General features: G+C 48.6%; 35 protein-coding genes. 20 read left to right on the top strand and 15 right to left on the bottom strand.

Annotation, left to right across the window (positions count from 1 at the left end; genetic code table 11):
- Positions 1 to 19: 19 nt before the first annotated feature.
- From L0Y31_RS12635 to L0Y31_RS12540, 20 genes are all read left to right on the top strand, one after another.
- On the top strand, positions 20 to 340 hold the full coding sequence (locus L0Y31_RS12635; protein ID WP_234733432.1) for a helix-turn-helix domain-containing protein: 321 nt from the start codon (positions 20 to 22) through the stop codon (positions 338 to 340).
- A gap of 46 nt (positions 341 to 386) precedes the next feature.
- Positions 387 to 701 (top strand): hypothetical protein, encoded by a 315-nt coding sequence (locus tag L0Y31_RS12630; protein WP_234733431.1) that lies wholly within the window; start codon positions 387 to 389, stop codon positions 699 to 701.
- 115 nt (positions 702 to 816) lie between these two features.
- Complete coding sequence (locus L0Y31_RS12625; protein WP_234733430.1) at positions 817 to 1275, top strand: hypothetical protein; 459 nt, start codon at positions 817 to 819, stop codon at positions 1273 to 1275.
- Between the two features lie 116 nt (positions 1276 to 1391).
- A complete protein-coding gene (locus L0Y31_RS12620; RefSeq protein WP_234733429.1) occupies positions 1392 to 1532 on the top strand; it encodes a hypothetical protein in 141 nt (46 codons plus the stop codon).
- A gap of 1 nt (position 1533) precedes the next feature.
- The gene (locus L0Y31_RS12615; protein ID WP_234733428.1) at positions 1534 to 2625 is read left to right on the top strand and encodes a hypothetical protein; all 1092 of its coding nucleotides are present in this window, start codon (positions 1534 to 1536) and stop codon (positions 2623 to 2625) included.
- Positions 2525 to 3475, top strand: coding sequence for a P-loop NTPase family protein (locus L0Y31_RS12610; RefSeq protein WP_234733427.1), 951 nt, complete (start codon positions 2525 to 2527; stop codon positions 3473 to 3475). The genes L0Y31_RS12615 and L0Y31_RS12610 overlap by 101 nt, the downstream gene beginning before the upstream one ends.
- Positions 3476 to 3494: 19 nt before the next feature.
- Positions 3495 to 4019 carry a DUF4494 family protein gene (locus L0Y31_RS12605; protein WP_234733426.1) on the top strand — a complete coding sequence of 175 codons (525 nt, stop codon included), beginning with the start codon at positions 3495 to 3497 and terminating at the stop codon, positions 4017 to 4019.
- Positions 4016 to 4462, top strand: a complete 447-nt coding sequence (locus tag L0Y31_RS12600) for a VRR-NUC domain-containing protein (RefSeq protein WP_234733425.1) — start codon at positions 4016 to 4018, stop codon at positions 4460 to 4462. Before L0Y31_RS12605 ends, L0Y31_RS12600 begins: the two co-directional genes overlap by 4 nt.
- A gap of 13 nt (positions 4463 to 4475) precedes the next feature.
- Positions 4476 to 5609 carry a hypothetical protein gene (locus tag L0Y31_RS12595; protein WP_234733424.1) on the top strand — a complete coding sequence of 378 codons (1134 nt, stop codon included), beginning with the start codon at positions 4476 to 4478 and terminating at the stop codon, positions 5607 to 5609.
- 16 nt (positions 5610 to 5625) lie between these two features.
- Positions 5626 to 6249: a PRTRC system protein E gene (locus L0Y31_RS12590; protein WP_255772814.1), complete on the top strand. Its 624-nt coding sequence runs from the start codon at positions 5626 to 5628 to the stop codon at positions 6247 to 6249.
- Positions 6250 to 6252: 3 nt separating this feature from the next.
- A complete protein-coding gene (locus L0Y31_RS12585) occupies positions 6253 to 6474 on the top strand; it encodes a PRTRC system protein C (RefSeq protein ID WP_234733423.1) in 222 nt (73 codons plus the stop codon).
- A 73-nt stretch (positions 6475 to 6547) separates the two neighbouring features.
- Positions 6548 to 7756, top strand: a complete 1209-nt coding sequence (locus L0Y31_RS12580; protein ID WP_234733422.1) for a hypothetical protein — start codon at positions 6548 to 6550, stop codon at positions 7754 to 7756.
- Complete coding sequence (locus L0Y31_RS12575) at positions 7731 to 8453, top strand: prokaryotic E2 ligase family D protein (protein ID WP_234733421.1); 723 nt, start codon at positions 7731 to 7733, stop codon at positions 8451 to 8453. Before L0Y31_RS12580 ends, L0Y31_RS12575 begins: the two co-directional genes overlap by 26 nt.
- A complete protein-coding gene (locus tag L0Y31_RS12570) occupies positions 8450 to 9235 on the top strand; it encodes a PRTRC system ThiF family protein (protein WP_234733420.1) in 786 nt (261 codons plus the stop codon). Before L0Y31_RS12575 ends, L0Y31_RS12570 begins: the two co-directional genes overlap by 4 nt.
- A gap of 98 nt (positions 9236 to 9333) precedes the next feature.
- Positions 9334 to 10194, top strand: coding sequence for a hypothetical protein (locus L0Y31_RS12565; protein ID WP_234733419.1), 861 nt, complete (start codon positions 9334 to 9336; stop codon positions 10192 to 10194).
- Between the two features lie 153 nt (positions 10195 to 10347).
- Positions 10348 to 10704, top strand: coding sequence for a hypothetical protein (locus L0Y31_RS12560; RefSeq protein ID WP_234733418.1), 357 nt, complete (start codon positions 10348 to 10350; stop codon positions 10702 to 10704).
- 8 nt (positions 10705 to 10712) lie between these two features.
- The gene (locus tag L0Y31_RS12555; RefSeq protein ID WP_234733417.1) at positions 10713 to 11027 is read left to right on the top strand and encodes an ASCH/PUA domain-containing protein; all 315 of its coding nucleotides are present in this window, start codon (positions 10713 to 10715) and stop codon (positions 11025 to 11027) included.
- A gap of 13 nt (positions 11028 to 11040) precedes the next feature.
- Positions 11041 to 11268, top strand: coding sequence for a hypothetical protein (locus L0Y31_RS12550; protein WP_234733416.1), 228 nt, complete (start codon positions 11041 to 11043; stop codon positions 11266 to 11268).
- Positions 11269 to 11324: 56 nt separating this feature from the next.
- On the top strand, positions 11325 to 12092 hold the full coding sequence (locus tag L0Y31_RS12545; RefSeq protein WP_234733415.1) for a hypothetical protein: 768 nt from the start codon (positions 11325 to 11327) through the stop codon (positions 12090 to 12092).
- A gap of 118 nt (positions 12093 to 12210) precedes the next feature.
- Complete coding sequence (locus tag L0Y31_RS12540) at positions 12211 to 12882, top strand: hypothetical protein (RefSeq protein ID WP_234733414.1); 672 nt, start codon at positions 12211 to 12213, stop codon at positions 12880 to 12882.
- A gap of 193 nt (positions 12883 to 13075) precedes the next feature.
- Here the strand turns inward: L0Y31_RS12540 and L0Y31_RS12535 are convergent, their stop codons facing one another.
- From L0Y31_RS12535 to L0Y31_RS12465, 15 genes are all read right to left on the bottom strand, one after another.
- On the bottom strand, positions 13076 to 14005 hold the full coding sequence (locus L0Y31_RS12535; RefSeq protein ID WP_234733413.1) for a DUF5677 domain-containing protein: 930 nt from the start codon (positions 14003 to 14005) through the stop codon (positions 13076 to 13078).
- A 56-nt stretch (positions 14006 to 14061) separates the two neighbouring features.
- The gene (locus tag L0Y31_RS12530) at positions 14062 to 14997 is read right to left on the bottom strand and encodes a DUF5677 domain-containing protein (RefSeq protein WP_234733412.1); all 936 of its coding nucleotides are present in this window, start codon (positions 14995 to 14997) and stop codon (positions 14062 to 14064) included.
- A 76-nt stretch (positions 14998 to 15073) separates the two neighbouring features.
- Positions 15074 to 15427: a hypothetical protein gene (locus tag L0Y31_RS12525; protein WP_234733411.1), complete on the bottom strand. Its 354-nt coding sequence runs from the start codon at positions 15425 to 15427 to the stop codon at positions 15074 to 15076.
- Positions 15396 to 15818, bottom strand: a complete 423-nt coding sequence (locus L0Y31_RS12520; protein ID WP_234733410.1) for a hypothetical protein — start codon at positions 15816 to 15818, stop codon at positions 15396 to 15398. The genes L0Y31_RS12525 and L0Y31_RS12520 overlap by 32 nt, the downstream gene beginning before the upstream one ends.
- Complete coding sequence (locus L0Y31_RS12515) at positions 15815 to 16231, bottom strand: hypothetical protein (protein ID WP_234733409.1); 417 nt, start codon at positions 16229 to 16231, stop codon at positions 15815 to 15817. Before L0Y31_RS12515 ends, L0Y31_RS12520 begins: the two co-directional genes overlap by 4 nt.
- Positions 16218 to 16592, bottom strand: a complete 375-nt coding sequence (locus L0Y31_RS12510; protein ID WP_234733408.1) for a hypothetical protein — start codon at positions 16590 to 16592, stop codon at positions 16218 to 16220. Before L0Y31_RS12510 ends, L0Y31_RS12515 begins: the two co-directional genes overlap by 14 nt.
- Before the next feature lie 39 nt (positions 16593 to 16631).
- Positions 16632 to 17024 (bottom strand): C40 family peptidase, encoded by a 393-nt coding sequence (locus L0Y31_RS12505; protein ID WP_234733407.1) that lies wholly within the window; start codon positions 17022 to 17024, stop codon positions 16632 to 16634.
- A 71-nt stretch (positions 17025 to 17095) separates the two neighbouring features.
- The gene (locus L0Y31_RS12500; protein WP_234733406.1) at positions 17096 to 17671 is read right to left on the bottom strand and encodes a hypothetical protein; all 576 of its coding nucleotides are present in this window, start codon (positions 17669 to 17671) and stop codon (positions 17096 to 17098) included.
- On the bottom strand, positions 17671 to 17859 hold the full coding sequence (locus L0Y31_RS12495; protein WP_234733405.1) for a hypothetical protein: 189 nt from the start codon (positions 17857 to 17859) through the stop codon (positions 17671 to 17673). The genes L0Y31_RS12500 and L0Y31_RS12495 overlap by 1 nt, the downstream gene beginning before the upstream one ends.
- Before the next feature lie 86 nt (positions 17860 to 17945).
- A complete protein-coding gene (locus L0Y31_RS12490) occupies positions 17946 to 19103 on the bottom strand; it encodes a hypothetical protein (protein WP_234733404.1) in 1158 nt (385 codons plus the stop codon).
- 67 nt (positions 19104 to 19170) lie between these two features.
- Complete coding sequence (locus L0Y31_RS12485; protein WP_234733403.1) at positions 19171 to 20025, bottom strand: hypothetical protein; 855 nt, start codon at positions 20023 to 20025, stop codon at positions 19171 to 19173.
- 84 nt (positions 20026 to 20109) lie between these two features.
- Positions 20110 to 20508 carry a hypothetical protein gene (locus tag L0Y31_RS12480; protein WP_234733402.1) on the bottom strand — a complete coding sequence of 133 codons (399 nt, stop codon included), beginning with the start codon at positions 20506 to 20508 and terminating at the stop codon, positions 20110 to 20112.
- Entirely contained in the window at positions 20489 to 21352 is an 864-nt protein-coding gene (locus L0Y31_RS12475) for a hypothetical protein (RefSeq protein WP_234733401.1), read from the bottom strand. The genes L0Y31_RS12480 and L0Y31_RS12475 overlap by 20 nt, the downstream gene beginning before the upstream one ends.
- Position 21353: 1 nt before the next feature.
- Positions 21354 to 23315, bottom strand: coding sequence for a hypothetical protein (locus L0Y31_RS12470; RefSeq protein ID WP_234733400.1), 1962 nt, complete (start codon positions 23313 to 23315; stop codon positions 21354 to 21356).
- A 10-nt stretch (positions 23316 to 23325) separates the two neighbouring features.
- A complete protein-coding gene (locus L0Y31_RS12465; protein ID WP_234733399.1) occupies positions 23326 to 24279 on the bottom strand; it encodes a hypothetical protein in 954 nt (317 codons plus the stop codon).
- Positions 24280 to 24282 lie beyond the last annotated feature (3 nt).

Raw genomic sequence — 24282 nt, 5'->3', positions numbered from 1 at the left:
TTTAAATCACCGCAAAACTATGAATTTATCCCCTATTACGGTTGCCGACTTCGAACGCCTAACCGAAACTATTACCAAAGAACTGGCCGAAATTAAGGAGCTGACTCGCTTGTCATCGGTTCGGCAAAAGCTACTCTTCGACATCTCGGAGGTTGCTTTCCTCACCAGCTTCTCGGTGGATACGGTCAAGAACTGGATTTATAAAGGTCGTCCATCAATCGATAGCAACAGGCGCATCTTCTTGAAACCAGCGAAAGGCGTTGTCGATCGTGGAGTACGGATTCATGCTGATGAGTTAGAGGATTTTCTATCTCACTTTCCCTCCGCAAAAGCAGTGTAAATACCCAACCAAGCAATATCTCTAAGATTAAAACCACTGCTTAAGTATGAATTTCTCAACCACAACGATCAATGATCTCAACCGACAGGTAGACAAAGGCTATCTCGAAGACACACTAATCTTTCTGGATAATTGCGAATGTATTACCGGTGGCACAGCTGATTTCTCCGACGAGAACACCCTGAAAATCACTTACCCGCTACTCGATGAGTGCGAGTCTTTCGACTGGCCGGTTGGCCCTGCTGAATCCCTTCAGAGCATCCTGACGCAACTCCAAACCGAAATGGAACACCGGGAATGGCAGGCCAATCAGGACGCCATGAGCCTGGACACCGAACGATCCCTGATGTATAGCTACTAATTCAATCTTCTAACCTTCCCGGAAGTCCGGCTCTCATAGGCCGGTGTGCGGTGAGTACAAGTCCCGTGGCTGCCACTTGGCGGTCCGGGCTTCCGGGAAAACTATTGTCTAAATCATGCGACTAACACACAAAGCAATTCTGCAACTGGACTTATTTGACCTGCTCACCTACCAAAAAGACGAAGCGGGTTATAACGGCGAATGCATCCGCATTGAAGCAACCTGCGATGGCAATTTCGAAGGCCGGGCTGAGCGGGGCATTAATGCACTGCTTGATTCGCAGGTATTCCAGATCACCCTGGACCACCGGGAAGCAGACGATCAAGTATCGCACATCCTGAAAGTCGAGATGGTGGAACTGGAATTGCATCTGACCCGAAGCAACATTAGCCGACCCGTAGCCACCTACCACGTTCCCGTATCGCTCCTGAAGCAGTACGCCGGTTCAGAGTCCTTTTTGACCTACGGCGACATCCTGCTTATGATCGACCAGCAACTCGGAGGATTAAGCGGGAAGGCCGCTACAACACCCGTGGCGCAACTGTTTTCCACTCCTAACCGGCAAGCGGCATGAAGCGCTCTGAACTCATTGGCTACTCAGTCATGATGATCCTGTTCTGGATCGGACTAATCGGAAGTTTCTGGCTGCTGCACAAGCTCGGATATAAACTGAACTAATCCTCTACCGTAATGACATCACCGATCGACAAAAACCCGGAGCGGGCTTTATACGCGCTCCCTATCCTGGCCATTGCCCTTACAATCGCTGTCGGCTTTCTCTTCATGGGCTGGATATGGCCAATGATTCGCGTACTACTAGCTCTATTTTGAAATGAAAGGATTGTGGATTGACAGGACAATTCTTGACTTGGGAATTACTACCAGTGCCCGGCTGTTACTGGCGCTGGTGTGCTACCGTGCATCCATTAATGATGGGCTGTGCCGGGACTCAAATCCAGAGATGTCTATCGCTTTGAAAATACCAGTTAGCACCATTAAGCGCTTGCTGGTGGAACTCGAGAAAGAGGATCTGGTACGTAGCAATATCCTGACCGGTACGGCCAATGAGCGAATCATTTGTGCACATCCCGAGGTGATTGCTTCCTACTACGATGAAAAGGAATTTGATCGGCTCAAAATGAGCCTAGTATGGGACCAAAATGAGCCTAGCCATAGGACCAAAATGAGCCGACGGTCGGACCAAAATGAGCCTAGCACTAAGCTCAAAATGAGCCTACCATCAGACCAAAATGAGCCTAGTACTAGGACCAAAATGAGCCTATCATCGGCTCAAAATGAGCCTAGCTATATAAGGAATGAAAACTCTTTAAAACCTTCTTTTCAAAACTCTCTAAAAGGGAGAGTGCGTGTAACGCTGACGAGTGATCTGGCTTATATGAATTATATCAGCGACCCAACTGCCGAGTTTGACGTCGTCGATTGCCCCCCCAGTTGCGCGCGCCCCCCCATTCACTCGACATCCGTGTCGAGTGAAAATTCAGAGCCAGTCACCGAAGATCCGCCGCCAGAGCAGGTACCTCCTCCCCCGCCGAAACTGGAAAAGCCGCAGCGACTTGATCCAAACATACCAAGCAACGCTGACCTGGTGAACGTCCCTTTCACGGACTGGTGGACAGCCTACGATTCCAAAGTCAGGGAGCACGTTTGCCGAAGACACTGGATCGAGCTGACGGATGAGGAGCGAACGCAGGCCATGCAGCACACGCCGCCCTTTGTGGCCGCTAACCCAAACAAGCGTTTCCGGCCACACCCGCTGAATTACCTGATTGATAAAACTTTTAACGACGAAATCATTGACCGCAATGGAAAAACTACAAAATCCGAAACCCATCGCAGGCCTAGCAGCCGGATTCAACCAAGCGATGGCCGCGGGTTCGGGAGCAACCACGGATTCAACACCTAGCCGTCGGTTTGAGATCGAGATTCCCGCTGGTTCGGTGTACCCTTCGGAGGCCTGGCCAACACTCACCCAGGAAGAAGAGCAACTGGCGCTTGAAACCGGCATCCCTGTTTTACTCAAAGAGGCTCAGAAACAAAAAAACACACGTATTGAGCGGGAAAAGCATGCGGCAAAAGTTGCGCAGCTCACTTACGTACCGGAAACCCCAGAAAAGCTGCTGGATGAAGTTTCTAAACGGGCCCAAGCATTGGCACAGCGCGAATTCTGGCGCGACCCATTTGCCTACGATAAGGATAACACAGGCATTTACGTGGCTCTATCGGCTTATTTCATGGGTTTAGAATCCTTTGAAACAGAAGGCCCTTCCCTACTTGGAACGCCTAACGCGAAGCTTTCGCTCAACAAGGGTTTGCTCCTTTTTGGCAATCGGGGTGTTGGCAAAACGGTTCTGATGGAGCTATTCGCCCATAATCCTTACCAGCCGTTCTTAGTCATCCCCTGCACCCAGATTGAACGTGAATTCGAAAAAGACGGCGTAGAGGTCATTGACCGGTATTCAAACAGACTCATTGTCAATGATCCCGGCAGGCACTACGGCCATAAAACACTAGGGTATTGTTTTGATGACCTCGGGAACGAAGCGGATGGGAAGCATTACGGAAAAACGCTCAACGTCATGGAGCGCATTCTGGAAGATCGCTACCGGCACTGTCGAGGGCCACTCACACACCTGACCACAAACGGAGAGATTGAGCAACTGGAAAAAGCGTACGGCGAACGCGTTTATGACCGCATGGTGCAAATGTTTAACCTGATCCAATTCCCCAAAACAGCCAAAAGCCGCCGCCGCTAACCTTCAACTCACGAATCCTATGTGGTACCAATCAAAAATCAAATACGGGGCGCTGGGTGATGACATGAAGCGCATTACCCGCACGGAGGTCTTCCTGCACGAGGCCATTACGTACGCCGAAGTGGAAGCGCAGTTATACACAATCCTCGAAGGCCGGGTTAAAGACTTCGATTACTCCATCAGTGACAATGCTAAATTCAGTGCCGTCTATGACACCTTCGCCGGTGGTGACTTTTACAAGGTTAAGGTGGTGGAAGAGATTGGAGACAAAAAGCGCACCTTACACCACCTGGTGGCCGCCAGTGATGTAGCCGATGCCCAAAAACGCGTAGAGGCGTATCTGAAAAATTCGCTGATCGGCTTTACCATCGACGGCGCTACGAAATCCGCCATCCTCGGCGTCTGGAACCCGGCCAGTGAAGATTGGCAAAACGATTTCAAACAGCGCATGGAGGATCTGCGGGAGGCTGGCCACGAAAGCGTGGGCATCAACCAGCTGGAGATTGATTTCAAAAAAAGGGCTTCTGAACCCGCTGCGGCATGATGGACCGGGAAGAATACCTGGCTCACGTCCGGCAGCTTGGCTACGTGCCTCAGAAGGGACCCAAGCAGCGAAAAAAGAAGGCAGAACCCGAATCCGGCCTGCAAATCGCCTGCGTCCATTGGTTTCGCACGCAGTATAAACCGCTTGAAAACCTGCTCTTTGCGATTCCCAACGGTGGCCACCGCAACAAGGTAGTAGCGGCCAAACTGAAAATGGAAGGCGTATTGCCGGGCGTTCCCGATCTGCAACTGGCCCTGCCCCGTGGACGCTTTCACGGACTTTTTATCGAAATGAAAGTCAAGTATGCCACCGGTAAGAAGAACTATTCCAGTCCGGAGCAGAAAAAACGAGTCGAGGAACTACTGGAGCAAGGCTATCAGGTAGTCATCTGCTACGAACTCAACGAATTCATTGTCGCCATTAACGACTATCTCAACTTATAATCCCTATTCAATCATGAATCCAACTGTTGTCGATGCTGGACGTCTGCGCGACGTGTTACTCACACTGGCCGCTCACGTCAATGAAAAGTCGCTGGTTCCCGCTTACACCGCCGTTCGTCTGGAAATCATTCAGGGAATGCTCATGGCCACCGCTGGATCGCAGCCCTGCCTGCTCACCATTCAGGTTGCACCCGTCGAAGGAGAATGGTCCATCTGTCCGCAGATCAAACCCCTGTCTAGTTTTCTATCCACCCTGCCCACTCAGCCGATCCGGCTGGAAGTCGCGGACAAAAAGCTGACGGTGCATTACCAGCTCGGAGCCAAATGGAATTTTGTTACTTTTCCCGCCTTTGCCGGCAAGGATTACCCGACACCAAAGACGGATCATGGTACCAAGGTTCCTATTGCCTCCAGTCTGGCCGGACCACTCAGAAAATTGCTCTCCTTCTGCAAAAACGAACCTGAGTTTTTCCCGGCTCAATCGGGTATCTGGTTTGACGTACTCCCTACCTCCATCGGGTTGATTGGCTTCGACGGTCGTTTCATCGCGGAGGAAATCATTGATCACGATTCAGAGCTGAAAGGATTGCATCAGTTCATTGTGCCTTATTGGGGTGTAACAGCGCTTTCAGACGTACTGAAGCTGGCCAATTACGACGATAAGCTGGAACTGTCTCTGGGAGAAAGCTGGCTCACCCTTTGGTTTCCCGGAGCCGCCATTCAGATTCAACGCGTCGAAGCAGACCGGCCTAAATTTGAAGATTTGTGGGGTGACGATGGAGCAACGTATACCGTAGACCGTCGCGAACTAGTCGCCTCGATCCGTCGCATCAAAACAATTCCTCATCAAGGGACCGATTTCATCGGTTTTTACCCCGGCCTTGACGAAGTGACCCTGAAAGGTGCTTTTAGCGATTATCAATTTGAAGAAGGTTTGACGGTCGAAGAAGCTGGTCAGGAAGATCGGAAGCAGGCTAGCCAGGTCAAGCCCTTCGGCTTGGAACCCATCAAATTCGAAACATCGCTCAAATTCTTCGAGGGCGAGCGCCAGTCCATTACCGTTACCAACCGCCGCGCTGTTTTGCTTCAATCCAACGAAGAGAAGCGCCGAATCCTTTTCATGCCCCAAGACATTTCCAACGCTTAATTACCCAATCCTATTCATGAATTTCTTTCAACGAATCCATCAAATGGGCCTTACTGGCGATCTGAAGATCGTGGTAACCTCCACCTCTGCGCAGTCTCAAGTGGTCAGTGTACTGCTCAATAACGAAAAATGCGGCGATAATGCGCGAAAGTCTATCCCGCCGCTCATTCTCCGAGGCACTCCGGAAGAATTGGATGAAGGCTTTTTCACTACCATCGACGGTCCCATCAAACAGGCCAACGGCCTGATGGTGGACATGGAAGCCTGGCTGAAGCAAACCGATGATGCCAAAAAGCAATCGGCTATGGATAAAGATAAGACCAAAGCTAAACCCGCTGATAAGCCAGCGGAGAAAGTGGAAGAAAAACCAACCGAAAAGCCGGTCGTAGAGAAACCAGCTGCTGAAAAGCCAGCTCCCGAAAAACCAGCAATCGATCCCAAAAAAGCCGCTTATGATGCCGCCATGCAGAAGTCTGACGCATTGGCCACCGAAAAGAAGTACCGGGAGGCCATCGCTAAACTGCCCAACGCGGCGGATTACCCCGAACCCGAACATGCGGAGATCCTCACCAAACGCAAAACCGAGCTAATCACGCTCCTGAACCAGGAGAATCCCATTTCCCAACTTTTAAACGCTTAAGCCATGCCCTTACTTGCCACCCAACTCGAACGCAAATTCAAATTTATCAATAAAGGCCAAACGCTTGATCTGACAGATCCAGATCCAGGAATGAGCCCCCAGGCTGTACTGAACTTCTACGCCAACACGTATCCCGAACTGATTACGGCCAAGATTTCCGAACCCAAATTCGACAACGATCAACTCGAGTACAAATTCGAGACAGTCATGGGCACCAAAGGCTAATCATGAAGCAAAAAGCTAAACGGGGTACGGCAACGGTCGTACCCCCTTCCACCCGAATTATCAATCACGAGCAATGGTCTTATCACGCGCACATCAATTCGTTTTGGGGAAGCCTGCCCGAAATACCCGACACGGCAAACGTTCTCAGAAACCCGGCGGCATCGCTGCCCGTCGACCAGCTCCCGATGCCTTTCTGAGATGCCAGTTCGAGCCGATTCAGTTCATCGACGGACGGCATTTCACCAATCACCGGATCGTACAACAGCATTTTTTTCGGTCACTAAAGCACCTGGCTGACTTGTATGAATTGCCTTACCAACTCCTGACCAGCCAGAAGCCGTTTCCCGGCAACATTGAGCAATCGTTGGCCTTGGCTGAAAAGGCGCTGCACAATATCGATCCTGACATCAATCTGACGCTAGTAGCAATGGAGATAAGCGGACCTATTGCCGAATGCTGTTTGGCTACCTACCGGGAATACGCTACTGGCCCGACGCTGTATTACATTCCTCTGGAGACGTACTGGAAAGTAAAATTCAGTAAGACCCTGATTGACAATCTTCCCATCATTGAAGGCGGCTATAAGCAGCATCTGGATGTACTGGATAGCATTTTCTCCTACCTCAGCGAGGTGGTTGATATCCCCCGGTTTACGGATGAAGGCACGTTTATCGGCAGTCAATACGACTGGCTGGAAGAGCAGTCCGACCCGGCATTTGGCAGCGACATGGATGAAGATGAAGCCATGGGTTACCTGGCGATGATCAAAACCGATATGGCCAACGGAAAAGCCTGTTTCGATCATTTTAGAAAGCCCGTTCACCTGAAAAACTTCGGCAAACGCATTCAGAGCCTGGCGGCGTCTTCATCCCTAGATAAGCAACTGAAGCAGGTAGCCCAGCGGTTTTATCGCATGTATCAGGAGTATCCCGATCGCTCGATTCTACCCAGCGTCAAATGGGATGCTTTTATCGAAGAACTGGAAGCTCCAGATGGCGGGGGCATGATTGACCTGGACAAGTACCTCTCGTTTGTTTACGAGGATCAAGGCGTCATTTACGATTACGCCATCCAATCGCTGGATTGTGATCTCTCCGAAAACCTTCAGCAAAACATGCCCAAGGCCTGGCAGCTCTTTAACGAGCCGCAGCAAACCATCGATCTATCGGTGGACTTCGAGCAGGGATTATTCGAAAGTATCCTGGACCTCTACGATTATCTGCTGGCATTAGAAAACCTCCTAACAAAACCCGACGATGCGCAACATCACTCATCTCTTTAGTCAAAATACTTACGTGCCGGTTAAGGCCCTGGTGTTTTTCAAAAAGCAGGATAGTTACCGGACCGATTCGGTGTACGTGGAATCCTACGACATTTCCGACAAAGGTCAGCCCATCAATGCCCACCCGCTAACTGAAGTGGAAGGCCGGGCACTGGCCCGAAAACTGGTCACCACCAAAGAAAAGCGCCAAGTATACCTGGAGTCGAGCGGCTTGTTGCCCGAATCGGTGCTGTCGATTCGGTATTCGGCAGGACAGGTTATTTGGTACCTCCCCGCCGGAGAGCAGGAATTATTCTTCCAGACAGATCTGGGTATTCCCAGCGGTAAAGCTAATACCCCCGCTCTCTTGTTCAGAGCCAGCCGGAATCTGCTGGAGGTGTTTGCCTTGAAAGACAAGAAACGCCCAACCCTGAAGAGCAAGCTTTACAATGCCCCCTTCTTCAACATTAGCGCGCAGGGACTCGTCTGTATGGGGACCGCCGTCCCCCGCATTCCCGCTGACTGTTCGCTGGAGGACTTCATTCAACTCTGGCAGTCGCACTTTTTCAACTCCTACTTTTCGCACCTCAATAATACCAATCCGCTGTCGATTCCGATTGTGCCGCTCTGGAATGAGCTGATCAGTACCGATAAGCCTTTCCCCCTGAACGCGCTCGTTGCGTCGAGCGTCAAACTCTCATCCCTGCTTGACATATGAAAACACCGGTTCATTATTTGCCCGCCACGATGCTGGCTCCGCCGAATCCCATCACAGTGAATCTAATTGGCGCTGGCGGCACGGGTTCGCAGGTACTGACGGCCCTGGCCCGGATGAATTTATCCATGTACGAACTGGGGCATCCCGGCTTTCAGGTGACCGTATGGGATGATGATGTGATCACCGGCGCCAACCTTGGCCGTCAGCTTTTTGCCAAAAGTGAGTTAGGCCTGGCCAAGGCCGTAGCCCTGATCAATCGCACGAATCGGTTTTTTGGCACCAACTGGAAAGCCAACATTAGTAAATATACTCCCAAGCGAATAGCCGGAGCCAGTCTGACCATTTCCTGCGTCGACACGGTTTCCGCGCGTTTAGACATCGCCAAGACGCTAAGATCAGCTGTTCGGCAGTACGGGGAATATCATCGGGACTGCCCCAAGTACTGGCTGGATTTTGGTAATGATCAGTTTACCGGTCAGGTCATCCTGGCTACGGTTGGGACTCTCAAACAACCCAAATCCAAAAAGTACAGGCCGGTCGGGTCTTTACCTTTTGTCACGGACTTATACGGCGAAGAGCTAGCCAAGGGGGAAGCTACAACCAATACCCCCAGCTGCTCACTGGCGGAAGCCCTGGAAAAGCAGGACCTGTTCATCAACTCGACGCTGGCCAACATGGGCAGTAGTCTGCTTTGGTCCTTATTCCGCAACGGCATGACCGAGAACCGGGGCTTTTTCCTTAACCTGTCCGACTTCCGCACTCAGCCTTTGAAAGTAGCGTAGCGGATCAATTCTTGCCAAAAACGAGCAAAAAATTTCGGACCGCCGATGCGGCAGAAAGTGTAATAAAAATTTCCAAAAACGATAAATAATCCCAAATCATGAACACTGACGTTTTAGAACAATCAGCTGTAGAGACTAAAAACAGCAGCCTTGAAAGTGCGTTAGTTGCCCTGCGCAGCACCTTGTCGATAATGACTCACCGAGTTGTCCACGTAGCTGAATTCTGCACGGCGAATAACGTCGAGCCAAATTTTCTGACGGCGCTGCGGGATCTGGATGCGGTTGAGCGTGACTTGACCAAGGGGTCAGAACGGCATCAATACCTAAGAAAGCTGCCAACTTTAGAGTCGATTACAGCCGACGATGTGCAGGCTCAAATGGCCATTACCAAAAAGCGGCCAGCTAAGAAGCCAACGAAAAATGATGCGCTTGAACTACCAACAATGCTAGGGGGCAAGGTTGAATTAAAAGTCAATTATCCAATCAACGAAGCGATTCCAGAGCCGCAGCGGAAAGACGACTTTTCTGATGCACCAAAGGAGGAAGTTGTAACTGCTCTGGAAGCGAAATCGACCTGCCTACAGCTGGATGAGTTGGTACGGTATGATAAGCAGTCATTTGGTAAGGAATTAGGATTAACGATTGCTGTGTCGCGAAAGAAAGGGACTATTTTTCTTTCTAAAGGATTAATGGATTATCTCCAGTTGAATTCAGATGGCAAAGTTGCCTTTTACGAGCATCCTAGTTCTGGACAGTGGTTTATCGCGAAGTCTTCCGGTGTACACGATTTTCAGCCAATTCCAAAGCAAAAAAGCACGTTCAAATTTGGCTCTCTAAAAATGGTTGATGCCTTGCTCAAAGGTTTCAATAGCGATCAGGATACGTTAAAGCTGCTGGTAAACGATCAGCCGATTCCCGCAGGAAATGAGCAACTGTATTTGCTAACGCCACTTTCGTAACAAATCAACGCCCCGTCTATCCGGACGGGGCTTGCTCCTACCTGCATGGCTTATCTCCTCATTTTGCTATGATTGCCACCTACCTAGTCATTCGGGCAATCGTTAACGGGCCCAACCATCACAACGAACCTGATTAAACTTCGAAATACAAAAATGAAAAATTTCAGAAAACACTTTTTAGTAGCTATAACCATTATCTACCATGTAGTGCTGCTTTGGAGTATTACTGTCAACTATTTACAGGCAATTGCAGATATAAAGCAAATTATTGAGAGCCTACAAAATAGCTTCTTGGCTGACAATAAATGGTGGGCTATGAAATGGCCCGAGAGCGACAGACACAAACTTCTGGCCTTACTTACTTTATATGTACTCTTCCTTATTCTGGCATTTTACACGTCAATTCTGAATATCAATATTGGCCCCAAATTATTCGGCGCATTTGCCAGCCTGACAGGACTTTATATCAGTTCATGGGTCCAAAAAAACCCTAAAAACACACTTGTATAGTACTAGCCATGCCTAAGAAAACGCATTTACTGAAGACTTTACCAAAATATTTCGATGAAATAGCTCTTGGCTGGAAACCCTTCGAGGTTCGTAAAAATGACCGCAACTTTCAACTTGGAGATTACTTGATACTAGCTAAATGGAATCCAGATCAAAATCAATACGAGGATGATGAATGGCTTATCAAGGAAGTTTGCTACCTGCTTCCCGGTGGGCAATTTGGAATTGAAGAAGGCTATTGTGTCCTGGGTTTATCAGGAACATTTTCTAGCCTGTCCTTCAATGAGCAAAAAGAGATGTACGAAACTTTAATGAGTCAATAAATCTATTTTCCCCATGAATCAATCGAATCAAAAATTACCCGTCACTTTAGACGAGTCCGTTACCTACCTCCTACCTGCTTTCGCTGGCATGGAAGCGCATTATCAGGGAAAAAGTGAGCGTGAATTTGTTGCTTTTTGCTCTAGCCAGCTCTCTGGTGGAATCGGAATGAAAATCCGCAACGTGCTGAAGTTGTGGCGCGGATTGAGGAGAAGTAGGATTTTGTTGTTACGATTGCTGTGAATAAAACTTTCAAATAATTGTCGTATAATTATTATTCAACAAATTTCATACGAAATATGGACAAGGAATCACTGATAAAGTTTGTTAAGCAGGGAGGAGAAATCGCAGGTGGAGTAGTAGGGGGTGCAATCGGATTATTAGGTGGAGTAGCTGGCGCTGTTGGTGGTGGAGCAGCTGGAGTTGTGACAGCGAAAGTAGTTGCAGAAGTAGCGGAAAGATTTCTATCGGATAGAGAAAAAATAAGAGTTGCTGTCTCTGCAACTTATGTGCTTTCTGGAATAAATGATCGATTAGGCCGCGGTGATCAGGTTCGAAATGATAATTTTTTTGCTCCTGATGAACTTAAAAGAAGTAAAGCTGAAGAACTGTTTGAAGGAGTTCTCTTGAAATGCAAGGATGCCTATGAAGAGAAAAAGATAAAGTTTATTTCAAAGATATTTGAGAGTACTATATTTCAACAAAATATAGTACCTGAAGATGCTAATCAAATACTGATCACTGCTGAAACTTTATCTTATAGAAAGTTGTGTATTCTTGCTTTAGTACGTAAGAATAAGTTAAATCAGTTAAATGGCTACAATCTTTCAGAGCAAGATTATAGCCAACAGCAGATACCCATCAATATACAACTAATACTGCAAGACTACTTAGATTTGTTAAATTTAGGCTTAATGATGAGGGGTGATAATATTATGGTCCCTTCAATCAAATACATTGTAACGAATCAAATGCAGTTGACTCTTCTCGGAGAATTGTATGCTGATATTATGTATCTGGATGACCTATCTGTTACTGAAATAGATTCTCTTGGAATTATTTTCTAAAAGCTGATAAGTAAACTTGTAAAAGAACCGGCTCAACAGTCGGTTCTTTTACTTAATTATTTTGACTTTGGTTTAAAATTAAATTATTAATGAGCTCAAGAAGCAGATCACTATCAACATGGATTTTTCAACAATAAACTGGCCAGTAGTTGCTCCAATCATTTCCGCCATATCCGTAGTCCTCTTTAATTATATTTTCAATAGAAGTTTAAATACAACAATCGAGAACGTCAAAGCTGATCTTGGTAGAGACAATATTTTTTACACAAAATACATTGAGCGAAAACTTGAAAAACTTGAAAAACTTTATGAGTCTACCTTCCAATATTATAGCTATATCCGTGACAATTATAATCTAAAGCCAAATTTTCCAAGCTATAAAGAAGGCTACGCATACAGGGGTTCGCTAAATAATAATCTACTAAAATATACCAATTTTAATGAGGTCAACCATAGAGTTCACGCTGCTGCTTTTTATCTCAGCGAAGATTCACGTAAGCTCCTAAGGGAATTTGTAATAAAGGCATACTCAATTGAAACTCAAATGTTCCATCATGCAAGTGGTGTCATTGAAAAAGCGCATTGTGATCCCGATGATTTTGAAGAGCGAAATGAGCTAGAAAATCAATATAGAGGAAGTGACGCTAACAAATCAACAGAATTACAAACATTATTGGGTCATTTAAACAACATACGGGATCAGCTTATAAAGGATATTATTACTAAGGACCCAAAAACAAAAAATCCCGCTAGCAAAGCTAACGGTGTTTTCAAACTATTTAACCTATAATTAAACTTTCTAAAAAACAATTTATCTGCAATACCAGCAACTAAACCGTAAAGTTCGCCAACTTCATACTTTAATCGTCCGCAAACCGCCTTTACCCCTTGTCTGCTCGTTACAAGCAACCACAGAAGCCTCGTAATTTGAATATGGATAAAACGATCTTGAAAACGACTTAGGAAATTTGTACTATCTCAATTTATCGCACTCCTTGACTTAGCTTTTGAATACTATTAGGTATAAACAGTTGTTTCCACCTGTTATAATAGTTTATGGGCCTACACAGCCCACTTGCCATGAAAAGATCAAAATACAAAATCCCCAAAGTCAATACGAAATTAGCAGTATATGGAGCGGTAGCATAATTTCGTAATGGGGCAACATGTATATTACCTTCGGATAAACGTAAGTCGTGATTTAATATATCATCACCATGGGTTGGACTTGAATATTGTCTATATATTAGGTCATACATATCAAATTTCTTTAGTTGAATTGCCAACTGCGATAAGTTGTTAACATTTGAATCTAAGTAGTACCATTTTACCTTACCTGAGTATGGCTTATTACTGCACTTTATAAGATATATTTTATTAATCTCATCATAGCCTGGCTCTAATAGTTTCTCTTCGTAATACTTTAACAATTCCTTGGATTTTTCTTTGTCAAACAGCTCTGGAGTATCATTGTATAAAAATGAATTATTCTTGTAATTCAAATTAGCATTTGCTGTATCTGGGTGTTGTTGTAGCTCTTTTTTCAACCTAGATATTTTGCTGTAAATATCAACAACTACATAGCATTTAGATCTATAATCTACATTTTGCTCCAATAAAAACTCGAGCGAAAAACCAGTCTCTACAAAACTACGAAGTAAAATCTCACATGATCTAATAGATCCTTCTTTTACAAGAATTGAAATTGAGTCTATAATTTCAAGTATTCTTTTAAATAATAATGGGGCGACATATTCTTCATATACTCCTTTAGTTTTTAATAAACTACCTTCAAGAAGGTGTGTCCCCATGCAAACCATCTCATGCAGGATTTTAGAGTATTCCTCTAGAGCCTCCCTAGTTTTCTCATCCTCTATCTTTTTTGGGAATAACGTATCTACGGGATTTATCATATTTATTTGCTACAATTTGAGCCTTTTAATACTATACCAAAGTATTGAATTAGACCTTATAGATCTTTCACTAAGCGGTTTAATTTATGTATTCTATCTGCATAATTATGGATAAACCAAAGTGCCCAAGCTGTATGCTCATGCTTTTTACTAGGAATTCGCTTGTCAATCATTGCATGGTAAGCTTCAATAGCCATATGAAACAAAAAGATTATATGGTCGCGCGCTGACTTTGGACTTCGTATCTGGGATAACGCAGCATTCCCATTTTCATCAGGTAAAAAAGCCTCACTGGATAGCCTACTAGCATGAGTTGCCTCTGAATATGGCTTATATAAAACATGGTAAAAATCGTACTTATTAAGAACAGTTGCCAAGTCAACGATACTTCCATTTTTACTGAACAGAGAATACCATTTTATCTCATTTCCCTTCTTGCTATTCTTCACTCGTAAATACTCTGATCTCACCTCGTCGTATATAGGCAGATCGATTTCTTTCTGTATTGCATTTATCTCTTTTACAACAAATGGGGATTCTGGAAGATCGGGCACTAAACGGGCGTGATTTTTGAAGGTTGTTTTGAGCTGCTTAAACCTCTCGGTACCTGGCTCATAAGACTCAGTAACAGCAAGCTTCCTAAATAACTCAGTTACCTTAAAACAAAGAGCTCTTCTCTCGGTATCCTCTTTAAGTAGATAGTGCAAAGAGAATGATGTCTCTAATGCTGAACGAGCTAGTATTTTACTTGGGCCAATCATTGAGTTTCGGTAACAAGCCCCAATACTATCAAGTATTTCGATCAAGTGCCGAAGTAAAACCGGCGCTACAGTGTCAGCCTCTGTTTTCGGCAAATTTTCTAATTCCCATTTCAAAACATGTGTTCCATAGCTTACAACCGCTTCGATGCCATCTGCGCATAAGTCTAGATAAGCCTTTACTCGTCCACTTGGCTCGTTCAGCGGTAGGATATCTTCTACAGGTTTGTACATAGTAATTTTTAGCCCAATATAAAAAATCCCACTAGCAAGCGCCAGCGGGATTTAAACCTTTTACCCTAACCTATTTTTACTTAATATTTCGAACCAGCACGTACACCGCCAGCGCTCGCCATCCCCACGCCTCAATTGTTCTGTATACCAATTGTCTTTTCTGCCTACCGGTATCGCTGCGAGCCACCGGCTGTACTTCAGAGCCACGCTTTTTCAATTGCGTTTCCAACCGTACAATTTGCCGATCCTGCTTGGCGATTATCGTGTCTTTAGCAATCAACAGACTGTCGGCTGTCTTTAACCTGATTCGGTTGCTGACCAGTTCAAAATGATCTTTCAGCACCCACTCCGCCCCCTGACGGTTTAGCGTAAACTGTTTTGGGACTAGCGTTTTGGTACTATCGAGACCGGCTGTTGTAAAGCCAGTCAAGCTGAGACTGAAGAGCAGGGTCAGAAAAAGCCTCCACCATTCGATAATACGTCTGGCTTGCCTGTCTGAGGGAGTCATTTTGGTACGCATAGAAGCGGTTTTGTTTTTCGAGATTTCGTTTATCCGTTTTAAGCTCGTAGTAGTCTTGACTATAAATGGCCAGGCTATCTTCGAGCTGAATTATTTTTTTATTTAGAATAGCCGCGTTACTTTCGGAATCTTCCTGCGTCCTATGACTATAGAAGTACCAGCCCAGCCCCCAACCGATCGCGGTGATCAGGACAATTGGACGGATCGTTAACGGATTCCAAAGCCAATTCCACACCTTTGCAATTCCCCCTATAAGTAGCCCCGGCACGTTGGCTAGTAACAACAATAGATTCGCTTTCATGGTACGAGTAGCTCCTGCGTGGTTTTGATCGCCTTATTCAGTTTTTTCCGATAATGCCGGTCAGCACTGTAGGTCTGGCAGATATAATCCTGGTACCGTTCTTCCGAATTGAGTCGGTAGCGTTCAATGACCTGCTTTTCGTAAGCCTTGTAATCAGCGATCGATGCGTCTGCGGTTGCGTAGATGCAGTAACCACCCGAACCAAGGCCAGAGGAATAGTTGCGGCTGTTCTGCTTGAAGGCAAACCAATTGTTATACTTTACGATGGTATGCCGGCCATTCCAGCCTCCGGTTTCGAGGTGAGAAATAGCCGCCGCCGTTTTCGGGTAAACCAGTCCTGCCTGGTAGATGCGGGTAACGCACTGACTCCAGCGCGTTTTTCTGTTTGTTTTTGGAACGCTAAGGACCACCACCCGACTGCCTGGCTGTCATAGCGTCAATTTCTTCCAGGGTGATGATGTTCTGCTGCTGCTTTTGAATCCTCTGCTGCAAATCAGCGAGCTTTTTATCCAAAACTTTAAGCTCCTTCTTTCGGGCTTTTGCCAGGCTGTCTTTCGAGGCCACCCGCATTAGAAGGGTATCCACCGATGACGGAGGCAGAACGACCGTTATCGGTTGCATCAGTAGACTGTCCACGTTTTCCGCCGTGGCAACCGAATCGGCAGCGATCGGCTCCAGGCCAACGGCGTGATTCACCTCTTTCCAGGGCCTGAAAGCCATCAGGAGTAAAAGCACTCCCAATAGCCAGACTTCTATTAGTTTCAAAAGTTTCATTAGGCACAAGTTGTTATTTACGGTTGGACTACGGAATCCCTAAATGGCATCGATGCGGTTGATGACTAAATATGCCTCTCGCTTCGAGCGCTTTTTAATGTACACCCCTTGTTGTTTGGCATTCGCTGGATTGGAGGTGTTGCCACCCAGCGCGTAGAAGTATGATTCTTCGTTATCGAGTGACCACCGAACAATCAGTTCGACGTGGTTTATGCGCGTTGACTGAAACCGATACAAGGCTAAATCACCCGCTACGGGTACCCGATTACCCGTCAGCTTGCCGGATTTGGAGACGATCACCGCCGCCGGAACACTCCAGTTGGCCGCCAGTGCCGCTCCTTTCACGCCATGGGCAACTTTGGCCACGGTAAAAACGTGGTGAACAAACAACCCACACCAGGCGGTACCAGGCGGGTAGCCATAAGGCTTCATAAAAAGCTCGTAAGGCCGTCCCCGGTTCTCGCCTTTTTCAACGGTGCCAACGAACTTTTCCGCCGTCTGGATTACGGCCCTACGCTCAGCGATTCGGGCAGTTTGACCGAAAGAAGCGACACAAACAAATAACAGAGCGAAAACAAGACCGCGAAAGCAAACCATAAACGCTGTTGAGGGGATAGCTTTTTAAAATCTTCTGCTGCATCCAGCACAAAGCCGGAGTCCTGTCGCATGTATTGAACCAGCGACGGAATCGTCAGGCGAATAATCGCTACAGCCGCGATGACCACGAAGGCCAGTCGATACGTGGCTGTCCACAGTTGTTGCATTTCGTTGGAATAGGCAATTTGACCCGGTCGCATCTGCGCATTCGTCGAACTCGTCCAGTCAGCCAGCAGCCAGGCGGAAATAAAGGCAATGGCCAAGCCGATGAGCACCCGGGCGCTGTAGAAGCGGTTAATGAGCGACGAAGCAACTGATTCTTCTTCAGACCGAAACTCACTGGCTACCGGCACCTTTACTTCCGGCTCATTAGCGCTGGACATCGTGATGTCGCTGCGTTCAATCGGCTCAGGCACTTCCACATGAGCCGCTTCTGGTAGTGGCTGATTGGCCACCACTTTGGGTTTTAAATTCAGTTTCATTAAATGGCCGCGCGGAGATTTTGCAGTTTTTGAACTTGCTGGTCGATGTCGGTGCGAATCAGCACGTCGAAGGATTTGCGAATGGCGATCTTTTCCTCGACTGAAAAGCCTTCGCTCGTCAGCTGATCAAAGATTTGCATGGCTGCATCGTCGGTACTTAATTTTTGTTGTTCCTGAGTGGGTTGCATAAGACTTTTGAGATAATACAATGAGAAATAGGTAAGCCGGAACCGGCCCGGCTTACCGGCAATAATCTGGCCTACAAACTCAGAGACTAGGTAGCGTTGGTGATCTTCGCCCGGAAGATGCCCGTCACTGTGTCCCAGCCATCATAGCCCTTGTGGAAGCCCGCTGGCCGCGTGAACACGCCGAACTTCATCGATGGGGTGATGGTCCAGCTTGGGTAAGCCGTCGAATCATCTTCCCGAACGCGCAAATCCATGTCCAGCGTGAACGTTGGTGCACCCGTCTGTGCCACGGAAACCGAAACGGTGCCGTAGGTTGTATTGGCCACTTTCGGCAGCGAGATAATGCTCTGGTGTTCCATGATCGTTTCCAGGCAGGCCGCGCCCGGATCCAGAACGATGATGTGATCCTGACCTGATAGCGTATCCACCAACGGATCGTAGTAGAACTCCACATCCAACAGATCGTACGCCTTGGCGTAATCGTAACCCAGCGATGCCGCCGAAACGATCCCTTTCCGGTTGAACCAGTTCAAAGCCTTCAGGCCACCGATCACGATGGGCTTGCCCTCGAAAGAGTGCACGGTTTGCAGGTTGGCAAACCAGTCGTGCAAGTCCAAATGGATGGATCCGTCCGCTTTGAAGCCCTTCACGTTGGGTACAGCGGCGTTATCGGGGGCCGTGTTACCGATCAGTTTGTTTCCGCCTACCGCACCGATCACGGCGTTCAGCGCTGCTGTGTTTGAGCTGGCAAACACCGAATCGATTTTCCGCATGGTCTGGTCCCCCATGTCAGAAAGCAATTGAAAACCGGGCATGTTCACCGACAGGCTACCCGCGTTTACCTGCTCCAGGTACTTCTCCGCCTCGGCTTCCAGCGCAAGCAGGTCAACCGTGCGATAAGTTAATTTGAATTCCCGGTGCAGGTTGTAATCCACGTTCAGCGACGTGGCACCGACTGGATTGGCACCCGTAGCTACCGTACGGCTGGTATCCACGCTCGCTTCCACCTGCGGACGGTAGTTGAGTTGCACCCGGGCCTGCGGGGTAGCTTGGCCCTGAATAATGCTCAGCCGGTTCTGGTTTTTGGCGTTGATGGGGTTCATTTCCGCAATCAAAGCCGCTACCTGCGGGGAACGCAGGGCTTGCAGGGTACCGTGGTTCTGAAACTTCTTGCGGTTGCCCAGCGTCAGGTTGATGGCCGCCATCGCAATGCGGGAGCCACCTAAGTTGATGTTTTTGCTCACTTTCGTTGTTGTTTACTGTTGGTTTACTTGTTTTGCCTGCCTTTCGAACCGCCGAAGCATTGGACTACTAGGCTGCTTTGAGCCGCTCAGCATTCCGGCGCTGCGCTTCGGAGATCTGACCACTGCCCGCAGCTGGCTCCGTCTTGGTGACTACGGTTGTCGACGGAGCCGGATCGGATTTCTTCAGGTAATCGTTGTCTTTCAACGACATGTCCAGAAGGCCATCCAGGGTAGCTTCCTTGTTATCGACATACAGCGCCAATTCTGGATTCTTGGTCTGCACGAGCTTGCCCGTGCTGTAATCAATTTGACCACCCACCTTTTCCAGCGTTTTCTCCAGCGCTTTGAGGCCCAAAAGCCCATCGAACGATTTGACCGCGTCAACCACGTCGGTACGCGTGAGGATTTTAGCGGCTAACCGATCATTGAACCGATCCTGCACGTGTTGCTTTTTGAGGCCTTCGATCTCAGCGTCTTTCTTGGTTTCGATCTCCTTAGCCGAAGCCTTCAGCTTCTCGATCTCTTCGTTGTACTGCTTTTGCAGGTCGTTCGCCTGCGCTTTATCGGCAGGTTTGTTCGACGCTTTCAGCTCTTTTCCTTTCGCCAGTATCTTGCTGATTTTCTTCATCGTCGACTTTTCTTCCTTCTTCACTGCCTCAATTTCTTCAGGAGTGAGGAATTCAGCCAGATCCGCATCGATCAACGCATCGACACCATTCAGCGCCTGCGCCGTGAATTTCGCCTTGATGGTGGGTCGGTTTTCGGCCTCTTTCTCGGTAATGAGGTTGGTGGTGAATTGCTTGGCCAGATCGTCATCGGCATCAATGTCCGCCAACTTATCGAGGAAGGCTGTGAGGTTTGCGTCGGTATCGGCAATGCCTGCCCGGGTCGCCAGGATTTTAAGAAATTCTTTTGCTTTCATTGGTTAGTTTGCCTTGCGGCCAGCGTTACGGATTTTTGCCCCGAAGGGCCGGTACTAAAAAATAGGCACTACTAGAAAGGTGGATTAATTTTCGCCGCCTTCACCATCGCCACCACCTTCACCGCCGTTTTCGCCGCCGCCAGTATCGGTAGCCGCTGGCTTTTTGGTCGAAAACTTTTCAACCGACGGAACCTGAATGGTTTCACCCGTCAGTCCGGTCACGTCCGAATACTTGGCCGTACCCAGCAACTTGATCGTTCGGCCCAACACCCGCGAATAGCCCGATTTTTCGTTGTATTCGTGCCGTTTGTCGGCCTCGGCACTTGCCTGCGTGACGCTTTGAAAATAGGCGTACGTGACTTCGATGGTCTTTTCTTTTTCTACCACGACCTGTTCGCCCGATTCAGGATCGTTCTGCGATTTGGAACCTAGCTTCACCATTACCTTGTCGGCGGGTGCCAGCTCACTGATGTGTTTTGCCATTGGCTTGTCTTAGTTTATAAATTTGATCGTATTGCTGTTTGGAAATGGGAAGTAGTCGGTGTTTACAGCGGTACCCACCCAGATACCAGAAAATGGTTTTCTTGGTCGTACCGGCCATTTTACCCGACCAGATCAAGTCCGCCCAAGCCTCTACTTCTGCCTCCGTGTAGACCTTGCCTAACCGGTCAATGCAGAAACTCCGACTCGTCGCGATCTGCGTCCCCATGTAGTAATAATGCTTCAGGTTCAAACCCTCCGCGACCGTTTTGGCATAACCCCGCGAAAACGTGTACAGCAGATCCGACGCCTGTTGACCCAGCGATTTGGTGAGTGCCGAATCCGCTGCGAGCTGCGTCCGTAACACCGATCGCAGTTCGGAGGCCGTGGATTTACTCAGGATATTCCAGTCCAGAATATCGCCCAAGGGACGGCTGTACAGCATATCCGGCACCGAACCCGACAGGAGCTGCACCGTCTGACTCGTCAGGTTTTGCAGCATCACCCCGTATTCGGACGCGGAAAAGGCGGGATCAATGGCCGCGAAATAGGTGTTCAGCCTTCCGGCCCCCTCACCCATCCGCTCAGTCAGTTTCCGCACCGCTTCACCCAGTCCCGCCTGATTCACCAGGTAGCTGGTTAGTTCGGCCCGGAACAGGGTTGTTTGCCGCAGGTTGCTTCGCCATTCTTCCGATGTCGTGGCCCCGCCATTCAATTGCAGGCGGTCAATCAACCTTTCGAACTCGTCTAAAAGGCGGGAATTGATCACCAGCAACGCGGCCAAGAACTCATTCACCCAGGCTTCCTGGTCTAGTTCCAACTGCTCGATGTCTTCGATTTCGTCCATCTTACAACTGGTTCAGGTTTTTGGCGTCGACCAGGGGTTGCAGGCTGAATGATCCCGAAACGGGCTTGCCATCCAGACCAATGAACGTCCCCTGTTCACCCACCAGCTCTTTATTGGCGGTAATTAGCTTTTCGCGTTGCGCATCCAGCTTCAGACCCAGAAAATCCTTGTCTTCCAGAATCGCTTCGCTGATGAGTCCGTCCAGATGAATCGAAAACATGATCCGCTCCACCGCCTTTTGGAGTTGCGGTGAACCGGGCGGGTTAATCAGCTTGACCAGCGACAGCTGGAACATTTTTTCTTCCGGTGACAGCCCCGGCAACGGGTCTAGTTTTTCCCGTAATTCGTAGCGGCGGTAATAGTCCGAATTCTCCCCCGCCTGGTAGGAAATCAGCTTTTTCTCTAAAGCTTTCCGCAGGTTGGGATCGAATTTGTTCTTGGTCGCTTCGATGAGCTCATTCCGGGTTAACTCCGCATTTTCGAGGTTAAACCGCACCGGCGTCAGTACGTTGGGCAACTGCTTATCGACCTTGCCCTGGTAGCGCAAATGACCGATGAAGGTGTAAAACTCCGACAGGATGCCGCACAGGTGAGCTCCTTGCGTGTTCAGTTCCCGGTACATTTCTTCCCGATCGTAGCGCTTTGAGGCTCCCGATTCATCGTAGGGGGTGCGCATCAGGAATTGCATGTTGATTTCCTGATAAGCTTCCTCCTTGTTTCGGTTATACTGCTCGGTAAACTTGGTGAGCGGCTCGATGGAGCGCGGAATGAAGCCTCCGGGCGGCGTGGGCAATTGCGCGGGACGGCCTTCTTCCTGCGTACTGTTGGCGGACGGTGGACTGACAACGATGAAGTCCATGCCCGAACCGGATATTTCCATGCCCGTCCCTTTGCAGCTGGTGCACTGGGTCCAGCCTTTAGGAACACCCTCTTCGTTCAGGATGGCTTTCGATCCAGAAACGCAACGGCCATAGCCTTCCTTACCCGCATCGGGACATCGCTTGGTCGCGTAACGCCACTCCTGCGAGCTCACGTGAAAGTTCATTTCGACCTGGATGTCGGACAGGTTGCCCTGCGCGAGTTCGATCGACGGTAACGCATCGGCTAGAATCGATTCAAAGTACTCCTCCCCGAAATCATTGCTTTCCTCGACATCCTTACCAATTTTCACGGCAGGCATAACAGGGCAATGGTGCAAAGGCGGGCTAAAGGCTTTGAGCTTCAAACCCTGCTCATTCTCGACATCCGTGAGTCCTAAAATCTCCCAGTGAATCAGGTCGTTTTGCCCCCCCGTTTCGCTGGTTTTGCCAATTTGCCGGGCAATCGTGTAGCTGTCCGCATCCAGAAAAAGAAGAATTCGGCCCGTTTCGGACTTAATCTCTTTATCCCCCGAACGGGTGACAATCGTCGATTTTTCCGGCGCTTCCAACACGGCGAATTTACCCTTCCGGTGCATGTAGACCTTATCGCAGGGTACCAGCATGGCTTTCGGTGCCACGTATTCGGTATTGGAAGGAGCCTGCAGCATCGGTAGCACCACCAGCACCGCATTCGGATCTTTGACATACAGGGGCCGAAGCTGCTTGAAAAACCAGTTTAGTGCAGACCCATCCGGAGAAAATTTACGGGAGTCAGCAAACGCTTCCAGCGTATCTTTCTCCTCCGACTCGGGCCACACAACGCTAAAGTCGTCGGCTTCCCGGATGTAATCCAGCGATTTGATGACGCGCTTTTGCAGCCCCCGAAACGTGTTTTTGTAGACTTCCTTGCGGTACAGCTTGCTTTCGGCGCGTTCTTTCGGACGCGTTTTGTCTAAATAATCCGGATAGGCTTTGCTAAACACCTTTTCGAGGTGCTTGCGGTGGTCGATGCTTTTTTGGAGATATTCATGCCGTACTCCTACCACACCGGTTGATCCGGTGGACAGGTTCAGGTACGGCATGATTTGATCAAGTGTCAGCATCGGTTGCGGTTTAGGCTACGCGGATTTCGATTTCGTATTCACCCATCACGCCCGTGCTGTTCGAGGCCAGTACTTTGTAGCGGTACGTACCCGCTGGAAGCGCGTTGCCGACCGTGATCACGCCGGTGCCGGTTGCGATCGTGACGGGTTGACCCGTTGGAATTGGCTCCCCATCGCCCGTAAAAATGGCGTAAGTGACGCCGCTGCCCGTGGCCACCGCCCGGGTAATCGACCCACCGGTACCGGTCGCCATGGTGTAGACGTACGGTTTGTTCGTGCCCACTACCAGCGTCAGACCGGTTGCGCTACCTGCACCAAACGTGAACCGCGCATTCGACGCCGAAAGCTGCGTTTCGAACTTGCCAAACGAGGGAATAATCTGTCCTTCGCGGCTGAAGATGATGGAGAAACCGCCAATCACGCTGGTATTGATATCGCCCGAAACCTCATCACCGATATTGAGGAACATCGGCTCGTCCAGGTCGTAGCGAATCACCTCGACGGAGCGATCGGTAAATACGTACAAGTCATACTCCGAATAGTTGGCCCGCAGTTCGTTGAAGAATTCCCGGTTCAAAAAGAAGTACTTGAACAAAAAGTCCATCTGCTCCCGGATTTCGCCCGTTCCCAGCGCTTCCGTGCGGGTACCGAACACGGCACTTTCCTTCATTTCGGTGGGCTTACCCCGTAGGCCCGAAACGGTATGGTTGCCAAAGAACCAGGCCTGCGAATGCAGCGCCAGCGTGACCAGCGTCGAGACGATGTTGGCGGTCGTGATTTTGGTAGCCGAACCACCGCCTGGCAGCGTAAACTCCGTGGCAGAGCCGATATCCGGGAGTAAGTTTTTAGGTACCAGCGCTAAGGCGATGTAGCGGCCTTTTGGCAGGGGTTTGCGTGATCCCGGAATGCGCAACGCGCTGTTTTTGCCGGAATATTCCGAAACGAAATCTTGTAAATTGCTCATGGT

Source organism: Tellurirhabdus bombi (assembly GCF_021484805.1).
GTDB classification, from domain to species: Bacteria; Bacteroidota; Bacteroidia; order Cytophagales; family Spirosomataceae; genus Tellurirhabdus; species Tellurirhabdus bombi.
This window is presented reverse-complemented; position numbering and strand designations above follow the sequence as displayed.